The sequence below is a fragment of the Deltaproteobacteria bacterium genome (genome assembly GCA_018668695.1).
Classification (GTDB): domain Bacteria; phylum Myxococcota; class XYA12-FULL-58-9; order XYA12-FULL-58-9; family JABJBS01; genus JABJBS01.
In genome coordinates this window covers 1-11,615 of the sequence record JABJBS010000001.1, presented here as the reverse complement: position 1 = coordinate 11,615, position 11,615 = coordinate 1, and the positions used below count along the sequence as shown (strand labels likewise).

The 11,615-nt window shown below is 52.2% G+C and carries 11 protein-coding genes and 1 pseudogene; 8 read left to right on the top strand and 4 right to left on the bottom strand.

What is annotated here, in order from left to right:
• The 3 genes from HOK28_00060 to HOK28_00050 form a co-directional block, all read left to right on the top strand.
• Positions 1 to 297, top strand: a 297-nt coding sequence (locus HOK28_00060; protein ID MBT6431451.1) for a hypothetical protein, incomplete at its 5' end; no start/stop codon positions are given.
• On the top strand, positions 297 to 1,112 hold the full coding sequence (locus HOK28_00055; GenBank protein ID MBT6431450.1) for a hypothetical protein: 816 nt from the start codon (positions 297 to 299) through the stop codon (positions 1,110 to 1,112). The genes HOK28_00060 and HOK28_00055, both read left to right, overlap by 1 nt.
• A 77-nt stretch (positions 1,113 to 1,189) precedes the next feature.
• Positions 1,190 to 1,780, top strand: coding sequence for a thioredoxin family protein (locus HOK28_00050; GenBank protein MBT6431449.1), 591 nt, complete (start codon positions 1,190 to 1,192; stop codon positions 1,778 to 1,780).
• Positions 1,781 to 1,867: 87 nt separating this feature from the next.
• Here the strand turns inward: HOK28_00050 and HOK28_00045 are convergent, their stop codons facing one another.
• The 3 genes from HOK28_00045 to HOK28_00035 form a co-directional block, all read right to left on the bottom strand.
• Positions 1,868 to 2,812, bottom strand: a complete 945-nt coding sequence (locus tag HOK28_00045) for a hypothetical protein (protein ID MBT6431448.1) — start codon at positions 2,810 to 2,812, stop codon at positions 1,868 to 1,870.
• Complete coding sequence (locus HOK28_00040) at positions 2,809 to 4,815, bottom strand: hypothetical protein (protein MBT6431447.1); 2,007 nt, start codon at positions 4,813 to 4,815, stop codon at positions 2,809 to 2,811. Before HOK28_00040 ends, HOK28_00045 begins: the two co-directional genes overlap by 4 nt.
• 88 nt (positions 4,816 to 4,903) lie before the next feature.
• Complete coding sequence (locus HOK28_00035) at positions 4,904 to 5,680, bottom strand: SDR family NAD(P)-dependent oxidoreductase (GenBank protein ID MBT6431446.1); 777 nt, start codon at positions 5,678 to 5,680, stop codon at positions 4,904 to 4,906.
• Positions 5,681 to 5,776: 96 nt separating this feature from the next.
• Between HOK28_00035 and HOK28_00030 the strand changes: the two genes are divergently transcribed.
• From HOK28_00030 to HOK28_00010, 5 genes and pseudogenes are all read left to right on the top strand, one after another.
• Positions 5,777 to 6,373, top strand: a complete 597-nt coding sequence (locus tag HOK28_00030; protein MBT6431445.1) for a hypothetical protein — start codon at positions 5,777 to 5,779, stop codon at positions 6,371 to 6,373.
• Positions 6,374 to 6,934: a hypothetical protein gene (locus HOK28_00025; GenBank protein MBT6431444.1), complete on the top strand. Its 561-nt coding sequence runs from the start codon at positions 6,374 to 6,376 to the stop codon at positions 6,932 to 6,934.
• Positions 6,935 to 7,039: 105 nt separating this feature from the next.
• Positions 7,040 to 8,029: an NAD(P)-binding protein gene (locus HOK28_00020; GenBank protein MBT6431443.1), complete on the top strand. Its 990-nt coding sequence runs from the start codon at positions 7,040 to 7,042 to the stop codon at positions 8,027 to 8,029.
• A 99-nt stretch (positions 8,030 to 8,128) separates the two neighbouring features.
• Positions 8,129 to 9,520, top strand: a complete 1,392-nt coding sequence (locus HOK28_00015; GenBank protein ID MBT6431442.1) for a sigma-70 family RNA polymerase sigma factor — start codon at positions 8,129 to 8,131, stop codon at positions 9,518 to 9,520.
• 17 nt (positions 9,521 to 9,537) lie between these two features.
• A pseudogene (locus tag HOK28_00010) lies at positions 9,538 to 9,948 on the top strand (hypothetical protein).
• A gap of 51 nt (positions 9,949 to 9,999) precedes the next feature.
• Here HOK28_00010 and HOK28_00005 read toward each other — a convergent pair.
• Positions 10,000 to 11,454, bottom strand: a complete 1,455-nt coding sequence (locus HOK28_00005) for an NAD(P)H-binding protein (GenBank protein ID MBT6431441.1) — start codon at positions 11,452 to 11,454, stop codon at positions 10,000 to 10,002.
• Positions 11,455 to 11,615: the final 161 nt, after the last annotated feature.

Here is an 11,615-nt window from a genome sequence, read left to right as displayed (position 1 = left end):
TATACCTTTAACCAGAAAAACGATGAGCAGTACCTCGATCGCTGCAATGGGCGAATCGGTCCCGACGGAACTTATCGCTACCATGAAACGGCAGGATTCCCGTACATTCTCGGGTGTTTTACTGGAACTGCTACGGGCGCGGGCGCAGAAGAAGGCGGCGGTATGGGCGGTGGTCCAGGAGCGGGCGGCCCGGGGGGAGATATGGATTGCGAAGAGGGAGAAACTGAGCGGTGCTGCGGCGATGGCGTCTGTGACGGTCCCGAGACCGCTGATATCTGTCCCGAGGATTGTGCGTAATGAGATGGCCGATTGTTGCTGCCTTGCTCCTTCTTTCAAGCTGTGGTGAGCCGCTGAGCGAGGCCGAGACGCAGAGCGAATTCACGCCAGGTCCACACCAAGTGGATTACCATGTGAGCTGGGATACCGAAGGGGTTCTCTTTTCGGAGAGCGGATTCGAGCTTACCAACAACCTGGGCTACGACATCGAGGTCACTACCGGTTATTTGGTTTTTTACAGCACGCAGCTCGTTCCCTGTGAAGATGAAGAAGGTTCTGAGCTGACGAGCATCGATTGGGGGAAGTGGTGGGGGAGGCTGATTGGAGTTCGCACCGCGCACGCGGGTCACGGCGAGGAAGATCTTGATGCCTCGGTGGTGGCTCAGTCTTATGTTGAGGATTTGACCGAGCCGGTAAGCCAGCAGGTTGGTAGCCGTACCATTGAGGGCACCCTGTATTGCCAGATTCACTACTTGGTAGCGCGGGGCGGGACAGGAACGCTTCAATTGCCTCAGGAACAAGACATGGTTGGTTCCAGTCTTTACCTAGAGGGTACTTGGGCGGTAGAGGGCGGTGAAGCGCAGGCGTTTACAATATCGAGCTCCGTGGCTTACGGTACCCTGTCGAATTTGTATCCCAGCGCATTCTATGGGTCGGCCGACCAGGAACTCCAAGTTGATGCGAGTCAAACGGGCGCGCGGATTGAAATTAAGAGAAATCTTTTGGGACTCTTCGCCGACACTGATTTCAAGGCGATGAGCGATGCCCAACTTGAGCGGCGCATCTTACAAAACGTCATTGAGTACACAGAGTTTCAGGTCGACCTGGTACCCTGAAGTTTGTTCAAGATCTTGGATTTGCCTTCAAGGGTTCCTATATTACGACACGAAACTTTCTATTCAGGAGACAGGTTATGTTCAGTCGTCGATTGTGTGAGATTTTTTGTGTGGGTGCAGTATTCGCAATGAGTGCCACTGCTTTTGCCCAAGACCTTGTAGGTAAGACAGCCCCAGCTTTTTCTCTTGTTGACCAAAATGGCAAGACCCATACGCTGGCAGATTATTCAGGAAAGACAGTCGTCTTAGAATGGACCAATCCGGGATGCCCATTTGTGGTTCGCCATTATGAGGCAGGCACGATGAAGCGCGTGGCCGAAGATGCCGCGAAGGATGATGTTGTGTGGCTTGCTGTAAACTCATCTTATTTTACGAAAACAGCCGAAAGCACCGAATGGGCGAAAAAGCATGGTCATACGTTCCCCACACTCCACGATGCGGATGGCAAAGTCGGCAAAGCTTACGGGGCAGTGACCACGCCGCATATGTTTGTCGTGAATGCTCAAGGGCAAGTTGCATACGAAGGCGCGATTGATTCGGATGCGTGGGTAAAAGATGCGAAGGCAACGAATTATGTGGCATCTGCACTGGCTGATTTAAAGGCTAAGCGGGCTGTGGCCAAGAACCACGTCAAACCCTACGGCTGCAGCGTGAAGTACAAGCGTTAGAGTTCTCTCTTCCCGCGTTGAATGCCTGAGCCCTGTCGACCGGTACGGTTTTCAGAGTAGGCCCCAAAACCACCGAACTACAATAGCCTATTTACGGGTATGACGACGTGTGATGCGCGAGAATGCAGGCTTCACTACGTTAAGCGCACGAGGCTGAGTGACCTGACTCTCGAGCATCGAGAGTTGATTCGGTAAAACGACAAGAAGCAATGAGGAGAGCGCCACTGTCTCGTGGGGCTGCGCCACCGGGGTATCGATACGCCGCAACATCACGTCCGTTACTTTCGCTCTGATTTCGGCGTCGCCCGGCAGAGGGTTTGCCTTTTGTGCAGCCCGATCTGCGAGGTGACCCATGGCGTGTAAGAGAACCCTTTGAGTTGATGGATCAGTGGATGGTGTAAGCATCTGATTGAGAACCTCAAAGGCTTGAAGCTGCCTCGTCTTACCAAGCCCGATGATCGCTGATTCTTGAAGCAGACCCGTTGTGGTCTGAGCAATTTTTTTAAGCCTGGTGACCCCCTCTAGATGACGGGCACTTCGACCGTAAAGTACGCAGAGAGCAGGATGAATTTGCAGGTACTGCCGATTTTCTAGAGCGTAAGCCAATGCGGCTTGAGCGTGGGGACTTTGCTGATGGGTTAACGCCGAAGCGGCTCCAACTTGGAGGGCATTGAGGACTTGGGCTTGCCAGTGTTCTTTGTCTTGCTCGCTTAGATGAGATGGGAATGATTGCACTGGAACCAGCTCAAGCGATGGCTGAAGCAAGGCTTGAATCAGCAGCCCATCATGGAGTTTGAGACGTTTAATCGCTCTGACCGCGATGGGCCGTTGAACTCTTGCCTTGAGGTAATTCTCTGGGGCGAGGTCTTCGAGGGTTCGAAGGCGGGTGTAATCGCTTGCGTGATTGGCTTTGGCGTCGGCGATAACTTCAGTGAGCAGAGCAGGCAGCTCATTCTTTGCCATCGCGCTGCTTGGTAAAATCAAAGCAAGGTAAAGTGCGCTTGTAATTAGAAATGAAATTGCGCGGTTCATGGTGTCACCTCATCTTCCAGCCACCACTTGGTGGTCATGGGCGTGCGTTCGACGGCCGTGCCGCAGTGGGCTTCGCCATATTGAACATGGTATCCGTAAAATACATCGACGAACTCAAGCGTTAGCCCTGTTCCGTTGAGTGAATTTCGAGTGGCCTCTTGCCAGTGGTCCAAACCATTCTCCAGGGGTCCCTCGGGATCAGGCAAAAACAAAGTGTTCCCAGCTGTGACGAGATTCTGAATGCCGGGATTCAATGCAATGCTTAAATCGATGTTGTTGTAATTGTCTGCTTCATAGAGCACGGGAACTCTTAAAAAGTCTTCGTCGGGCAATCCCGTTGCATTTTGAATAACGGTTTGGATGCTGTCGATCCGTGCCTGAACCCTTGCATTGTAGCTCATCAGCTCTTCATCTTGGAGCAAGGTCGTTACGGTAGACTCATAGTTGCGCCGGTCGGTGAAGATAGACAAGCCGCCTTTTCCTTCAGCCGCTAAATCTTCAAGTACATCTTGGGCAAGCTGCGGCGAGGCGATGACGACTTTTGAGCCGGTGATTACGGCCCCTTCCCAAACAGGAACCACTTGAAAAATCTCATCAATGTGCCCAACAACAAGCCACTCCGATGAAACTTCAAGAGCGGGGCCTTGAACCTCTTGTGCATCCATCCAGGCCACCTGTGAAGGTTCCATAGAGTCGCTGTAGTTTACGCCATTGATGGTACCACCGCTGCCGCCTCCGTAAATCATACGACCTACCGGGTAATTGCCATCGGGGCCGTTGTGGGGCGCGAGCACTTCAAGGTTTCCTCCGTAGTTCAAAGATGTTTCGCTGCCGTCACCGCCGGGGTAGGCCATGGCGCGGTTGGGTCCGAAGAGTTCATTGCGAACAAACCCAAGAAGCTCTCTTCTTCGTTCTACTTGTAAGTGGGTTTTGATTTCATGCCACCCATCCACATGCGGAACCACTTGATAGGCGGGCTGTACGGTATCTTGCACCCATCTATCCCCGCGGTACGTTTCCGATGGGACATCGACCGTCTCGTATCCGATGCTCTCATTTTGGGTAAATGCCTGCCATAGAAACTCAGTCTCACCTTCGTTTTGATTGGTGATACGCATCATGTGCAAGCGTTCGGGGGTTTCTAAATTCGTCGTGAAGATAACCGGAGTGACCCGCAGCGACATGCTTTGCTTTGCTAATACCAAAGGCAGCTCTGGCACTGTCATGTTCCCACCGGTGGGTGCGCAGTCGGCGATTGAGCCTGCTTCAAAGGCATCCGCGCCGCAAAAGAAGTAGTCGCAGTCACCGAGCTGGGTGCCTGTGCAATCGGGGTCGACAGCCCCGCATCCACAGTCACAGCCGTCTCCAGCTCCTTGAAACCGTGGGTCGCAGCTCCAGACCCCAGCTTCCGCGGCTCTAACTGCTGATTGAGGCGGTGTGAGAGTAAGCGTGCCGGCTTGGTATTCGGTGTCGCCTTCTCTCACTTCGATCACGAACTCCACCCGCCCATCCCAAGTGGTGGTTCGCACCGCGAGTGCCTCGATTCCCAGTGTGACATCTCCGTCTCGCATCACATCTGCGGGCAATTCGATGGCCTCGTGAGAACCGTGAGATAAAATCACAGCAGGTGCTGGGCTGAGTTGCCAGATGTTGATCCGTTTGGCAGCAGTGGCGTTGGTTATGTACATGTAGACCTTAGCATCGCTTGGTAGGTCTGGAGACTGAGCTAAGGTCAGCCGCGAGATGTCGAGCGAGTCAGGATTACCGTTGATGATCGCATCCCAGCTGTCTAAGGTTCCATCGGAGTCGTCGTCGTCTATATTTGCAAGAATCAGGGTATCAGCCGCGGTTGCTCCCTCAGGAATAATGTCGGCATCATTGACGGCGCCGTCTCGATTTGAATCCGAGAGAAAGGAGGGCAGGAGGTCGGGTTCTCCTGAGCAGCCGAGTAGTCCCATAATGAGAAATGCTGGTATGGTTTTCGCGATGGTTACTTGGTGCATGAGTGGTCCTAACGACTTGATGTGGCAAACGATATTTTCACTAGCGTAGCGCAAAGCGGGTGGGTAGCAACCTAAATAATCTCAGCGGTCACCAGGGAATCTTGTTACCGTCCCAATTTTTGAAGCATCCCGTCTCTTCTTGCCTGAGCTCATTAATAACATTGAGGATGTTGTGGGCGCTTTCATCGGGAGTCCATACTTTATGTTTAACGCCAGACAGGAATAACTTGGATAGTTCGGTTTCTGTGGTGCCAGGATGGATGGCGGCGACCCGTGTTTTGTAACCGCTGCGTTTGAGCTCGATGGAAATGGTTTTGAGAAACATATTCAGGGCAGCCTTGGAGGCTCGGTAGGCATACCATCCACCCAGCTCATTGTCTGAGATGCTGCCCACCATGGCCGATAAAGCAACGAAGCATGATGGTTGATTTCTGGATAAAAGACTCTTGATATGTTTGGCGACCATCGGTGTGATGAAGGCGTTGGCGGTGAAAACTTCGGTGAGCTGTGAGAGATTAATATCGCGCAGTGATTTCTCTGGTTTGCCTCCCGGTGCGTGAAGTATTCCCGGCGCAACCACCACGAGATCAAGCAACCCGTTTGGTGCCTCGGCTCCTATTATTTTTGCAACCTCTTGCAAGTCAGTTTCTTGGGCGGGCTCTACTTGTAGAGCGCGGAGTTGTTTTGGGAATTGCTTATGCAGTCCCAATAAAGATGACGCTTTTTCAGGTGTGCGGTAGGTCGCCCAAATCTTCAGGTTCGGATTTCGCTCCAACAATTGTGTGACGATCCCTAAGCCGATGCCGCGACCGCCGCCGACGATCAGCGCTGATGAGATGGTCTCAATGCTGAAGTGGTTGTCCATATCGTTTCCTCAACTTAGGTAGGGTATGTGTGATGAGAACGACCAGGGGTTTAAACTGCTTTGGATCGTCCCTTCCTTGAACTAAGGAGAAACGGGATGGGCTACTACGACCACTACGCCACGCACAGCATCGATCAACCGATCGTGTTGCTGGGACCTCCTTGGAGCGGGGCTGTGAGCTCGGCAGCCTGGATTGCGAGCATCACGGGAATCCGATTTGTTGATCTCGATCGCCTCGTGGAGCACCGCCTTGGCTGTTCCATCCCGAGTTTAGCGAGCCGAGCGTTGGAGAACACATTTCGCGATCTTCAGCTCGATATTCTACGACAAGAGCTGCCGAAGACCCCCTACGGTATTTTCGTAACGGAAGATGTTGGGTTTTGGCCCACGCTTAAAGGGCTTACTCAGTTGAGTCACTACTCTTTGGGGATCTCACCAAGCCCGGAAATTCACTACCGGCGGTTCAAGAACCGTAAGGAAGATAAAACGAGTCACCCATTTGACGAAAGGCCATGGCTGGCCGACGTGCCCGAGACCTTCCACGGTTTTTGTCAGTGGCGAGACGAAATGCAGGGCAGCTCCCGCGTGGCCAACCATGTCTTGGGAGTCGACACGACGGAGGCTCTAACACTTGGGCGTTCTATTGTTGCTCACTTAACGGCTCAAGGGATTTGTTCTGAGGCAGGTGTATAAGTGAGGAATCTCGGGCTGGTGGTCTGTTTGGTGATGTTTGGGGGCTGCTTTCCCTCGAGTCAGGACCTCTACGACGCTGAGCCTCGCTTCAATGCCAAACCAAGCTCGGTTCTCTTTTTCAAAAATACGCGGTCTGTATTTTACGATTGGACGGAGAAAAAAGATACGAGCATCGAGCTTTTCTACCCTTCCAAGCCCACTGTCGCTCAGGGTCAACCCGGTTACCGATGGTTTCTCGCTTACAACCGAACTCAGGAAACGGCCTATGTGTTCAACGAGGCTTCAAAAGCATTAGAGTCTGACCCTTGCAAGCAGATAGAGTGGCATTGGAACCGAGAGGTAAATGAGACGACACTGATAGCGACTCGCAGTTGTCCAGGGATTTACCCCGAGGAAAACTTTAAGTTCCTGGTCCAGTCCTACAGCCAGCTTGATGCTGACCGAGTAGGTTATTTGCGGCTGGCAAGCGGAAAGTTAAGTCCACTCTTTCCGACATTGGAGAACAAGCGCCGCTTTATGCGTTTGGTGCGCGATTATTTAGAGCTGGTAGATGTGATTTGAGTAAAGCGACCGCCGCTTCGGCGAGGTTTTGTGGTTTTTCTAAAGACCTTCGATTAGACCCTGGCCATTTCCCTCGGTCGTCCCCAAGTTAAACCTGGAGACAATATGAAAGTAGCAATTGTAGGAGCAGGCCTCACAGGAGCCACCCTGGCCCGAGAGCTCGACGCCTTGAACATCGCTGTATCGGTTTTCGATAAGGCACGCGGGGCCGGAGGACAATGTTCCACCCGCCGTTCCGAGGAGGGTATCTTTGACCACGGTGCGCCCTACTTTACCGTTTCAAGCCCTCACTTTTTAGAACAAGTCAGAGCGTGGGAACAGGCAGGTGTTGTCTCTGCGTGGCAACCCAAAGTGGTCTGCAGTAGCTCCTTCGGGCTGGTGTCGGCACGAGCGACCAGTATTCGCTATTTGGGAATACCGGGAATGAACGAATTATGTAAGCAGCAGCTGGGTGAAATTGCACCGCAGTTTTCGTGCCGGGTAGCAAAAATTTCTTATGAAGACGATCGCTGGAAACTAGAGAGTGAAGATGGCCAAGACTTGGGGCACTTCGATGCTCTGGTATTGACAGTGCCCCCCGCGCAGGCGGCAGCTTTGTGCAGCCCTTTTCCTGAATATGTCGATGAACTTTGCGCCATGAGGACGCAGTCGGTTTGGGCGGCCATGCTTTGTTTTGAAGAGCCACTGGCGACCAGCTGTGATGAGATTGTTTTCGAAAAAGGACCGCTTGCGAAAGCGATTCGAAACAGTTCCAAGCCGAACCGAAACCCGGGTGAGAACTGGGTCTTACACGCTTCCCACGATTGGACGGCGGAAAATTTAAACCTAACAAAGGACGAATCTGCTGAAATTCTCTGGGAGACTTTTCGAGATGCCTTGGGGATTGAAGACCGTCGTCCAGCCAGGTTGATAGGCCACCGATGGCTCTATGCCCAGCCCTACCAACAAGCCGACTACCAACCACTTGTTTGTGAGAAACGACGCCTCATGGCAACAGGATCATATACGCGAAGCGGCACACTGGAAGGGGCTTGGCTGAGTGCCCAAAGAGCTGCAGAGGAAATTAAAGAATGGAACTCGGAGGCTACGCCTTGAAATTTATTTAGGGTGTACCCCCGTTATTAGTAGAACTTACATAGGCAGGGCACAGCTTAACCGCTCCCAGGGCTCTGCGTGGAAAGAAAGGTCATCTAGATGTCTAGACCTTCACCGCGCAATTGCGAGACCGTAGCGCCGAAGAAACAGTGGTTTAAACGTGGGGGCCGTTACCGGACCCTTAATCAAGAACAAGAACAAGATTCGCTCACGCGATTTATGGAAGCACGCGAGCAGCTTCGGGCCCTGGTGGAAGCCAGCCCGCTAACTGTGAACTTCCTCGATTCGATGCGGAGGGTTGATATTGTCGACCCGGCGGGTCCGGAATCGGCCTCGGGAAATCAAGCTTCAGGAGACCCAAACACTAAGAAAGAGCTACGGATTCAGCACAAGCTTCAAAAGCTTCGCGCGGAACACCTGGAGCTTTCGCGTCTTGAGCAAAGCCAGAAAGCCCCGGCATCCGTGGCTAGGCGGCTCAAGACCATTTCAAAATCCTTGTCCAAAGAACTTGCCAAAATGCAGCTCACTGAGGACTCGGTGCAGAATATTGGGGCATACATCTTAAAGCTTCATGAAAAGGCTTTGCACCTTCGTATGAAGGTCTCTCAAGGCCGTCTGGAAATGAAGGATTGTGAGGAGTTTGAAGCCAGATACGTGACCAGCCTCGATTATCTTCGAGGGTTCGCTATTAAGGTCCAGGCGCAGGTCGACGCCATGAGTGTGGCCACGAACGAAATCATCGAGCACTGCGTCCCGATGGTGATTCGCGTTGCCGGGAATTACCATCGCCATGATTTCCAATTGGATGATTTAGTTCAAGAGGGAATGATGGGGGTCTTGATCGCCTTAGAGCGATTCGACCTAGGACGAGGTGTGCGATTTAAGACCTACGCGAACTATTGGGTCAGGCAAAGCGTTGGACGCTCTGTTTTAGACAGAGGCCGAAAAATACGCGTACCGCGGCATGCCATGGCGATGTATTCACGCGTAATGAAGACCCGTAGCTACTTGTCGGAGTACGCCGATGATGTATCAGCCCAGGATATCTCCGGAGCACTCAGAGTGCCTCTCCAGAGTGTGGAGCGGGCTTTAAACATGGTGCAGCAACCTCTATCACTCGACGTGGCATTGGGCGGCGGAGAAGGGGGAACGATTGCAGACTTTCTAAGCGATGATGACGCATTCGATCCCGAAGAAGAAACGATGTTTCATCTTCTCTCCGATGAGATTAAGGAAGTTCTTAGCGAGCTACCTGAGCGTGAAGCTCGAATTATCCGCATGCGATATGGATTTGGTGAACCCAAACAATATACACTCCGAGAACTCGGAGAAGCGATGGGCATCAGCCGTGAAAGAGTGAGGCAGCTTGAGCAGCAGGCTCTGGGTCGCATCCGAGCCAGTTCTCATATTGGGAACCTTCGAGAATTTTTAGGAGCAGGTGGCTCTCATTTCGGGTCTCAAGATCAGGGAGCGGCCAGTATTGCAGAGTAGAGGTGAACTTCTAAATGATGACAATGCCAGCTGTTTTTAGCTTATGGCTTCTTCACCTTTTGGCATCAAGTGCCATGCTGGGGCTCATTTGGATGATTCAAATCGTCCATTACCCGCTCTTTGAGCGGGTTTCCCAAGAGCATTACGTCCGCTATCAAGAGGAACACGTGCGTAAGATTACGTGGGTCGTTCTTCCCTTAATGGCGACAGAACTCGTGAGCGCAGTTGCGTTTTGCGCCTTTGCCCACCCGCTGATGGTGAGGCATCCGGCATGGCTTGCTGCCTTGGTTTTACTGGCGGCCATTTGGTTATCAACTGCGTTTGTCCAGGTACCGCTCCACAACCGTTTGGCGTCGGGATTTCATGGTCCAACCCATCAACAATTGGTCAAAACAAACTGGATAAGGACAATTGCTTGGACTTTGCGAGTAGCTTTGATGAGCTACTGTGGCTATCACTGGTTCGTGACAGTTAATCTACTACAAACTTAGCGCAGGTTTCGATGCGTTGGAACTTCGGTTTCTGAGGTACTTACCGAATGAATTCATTACCCAAAGATGAAAAGGTGCTTGGGTGAGTCGGTAGATACTCCACGGTAGACGCGGAGCAAAATCAAAAATAGCTGCCAGAACAAAGGTCCCGCAGTTGCTAAGTCGAAATTCAAGCCTACCCTTGTTTTCTGTTTTTTCCATTCGAGTCATGTTCGCGAGAATGCCACCTTCAATATAGTAAAGAGCGCGCCTCGGCTCGGAACGGTTCGATACGTATTGGAGCTTCAGGAGAGGCTTTCGAAGCCCGAGCACACAGAAGCTCATGCAGTGATTCTCGTCGATTTCAACTCTGAGCAATGGGCCGAGGAACTGAGTGAGGAACTTGGCATAGTCCATCGCAATATCTTGCGCTGAGCGGCTGTTGTTGAGTTCGAGTCTCTGTATCGAACACACTTTTTGTTTGGTGGGCCGTTTTAAATAGGGCAAACGCAGTGCAGATCGTTTCGACGGCTGTTTTTGTTCGGCTCGCAGAGCGCGTCTGAGAGATTCTACAAATGGGATGCCAGTGACTCCGAGTCTTTTTTGAAGCCGATTTTCTTGTGCGACCATATCGTGTCGCAGGCTCTCAATGAGAGGCTCTACAAGCTGTTTTGAGGCACCCGTGATCACTTGAATCCAGTGAAGAGAGAGCCAAAGAGAAAAGATTGGAACAGATCCAATTCTTCTTTTCAGCCCCATCACCCCGGCCGTGGTCCGCATCATCTCGATGTAGGTCATTCGGTCCGGTCCACCGATGTCGTACCATTGGCCGTAGAACTCCGGTTTTCCAACAGAGCCGTCGAGCAGTTCAACCACATCTTCCACTGCAATTGGCTGGGTTTGAGATGAGGTCCACTTAGGGCAGAGCATCACCGGTAACCGTTGCACCAGCCGGTACATGATTCGGAAGGATGACCCTCCTTCCCCGATGATAAGCCCTGCCTGCAGTACGGTGACTGTTGGTTTACGGGCACCGAGAACTTGCGCCACTTCGTAGCGACTCGTGAGGTGCTCGGATAGTTTTTGACCACTGGGGATCAAACCACCGAGGTAAATGATTTGTTCGACTCCGGCCCGGTCGCATGCACGGGCAAAATTGTCTGCCAGAATCCAGTCGATGTCGCGAAAGCCAGCTTGGGTGAGCTCGGATGGAGCCATGGAGTGAACGAGGTAGAATGCATACTGCGCGTCTTGAATGGCTTCTTCTGCTTGAAGCAGGGAGAAAAGATTACAGCTTCTCCATTCCAAATCCGGGTGGTCACTTTTTTCGGGTATATTACGTCCGAGAGCGATGACCTTGAAACGCTCTAGAAGAACGGGGATGAGTACGCGCCCAACGAAACCACTGGCCCCGGCAACCACGACAACTTCTTTTTGGGGTATGCGAGTGAGTTCTGTCGTCAAGGTGTCCTCCGCCTCTTGCGTTTTCTTAATAGGGAACCTTTGCACGGGCTTTTCAAGTGGGTGGACCCAGGAGAGAGTTGGCTGAGATTTAAAGTGCCGATTTCGCTGTGGCTAGAAATCGTTTCCGAGCCTCCGGGTGGTTGACGATCGGTTTCGGGTAG

Coding starts and splice junctions, on each gene's coding strand:
- HOK28_00055 (MBT6431450.1), top strand. CDS start 297: ATGAGATGGCCGATTGTTGCTGCCTTGCTCCTTCTTTCAAGCTGTGGT.
- HOK28_00050 (MBT6431449.1), top strand. CDS start 1,190: ATGTTCAGTCGTCGATTGTGTGAGATTTTTTGTGTGGGTGCAGTATTC.
- HOK28_00045 (MBT6431448.1), bottom strand. CDS start 2,812: ATGAACCGCGCAATTTCATTTCTAATTACAAGCGCACTTTACCTTGCT.
- HOK28_00040 (MBT6431447.1), bottom strand. CDS start 4,815: ATGCACCAAGTAACCATCGCGAAAACCATACCAGCATTTCTCATTATG.
- HOK28_00035 (MBT6431446.1), bottom strand. CDS start 5,680: ATGGACAACCACTTCAGCATTGAGACCATCTCATCAGCGCTGATCGTC.
- HOK28_00030 (MBT6431445.1), top strand. CDS start 5,777: ATGGGCTACTACGACCACTACGCCACGCACAGCATCGATCAACCGATC.
- HOK28_00020 (MBT6431443.1), top strand. CDS start 7,040: ATGAAAGTAGCAATTGTAGGAGCAGGCCTCACAGGAGCCACCCTGGCC.
- HOK28_00015 (MBT6431442.1), top strand. CDS start 8,129: ATGTCTAGACCTTCACCGCGCAATTGCGAGACCGTAGCGCCGAAGAAA.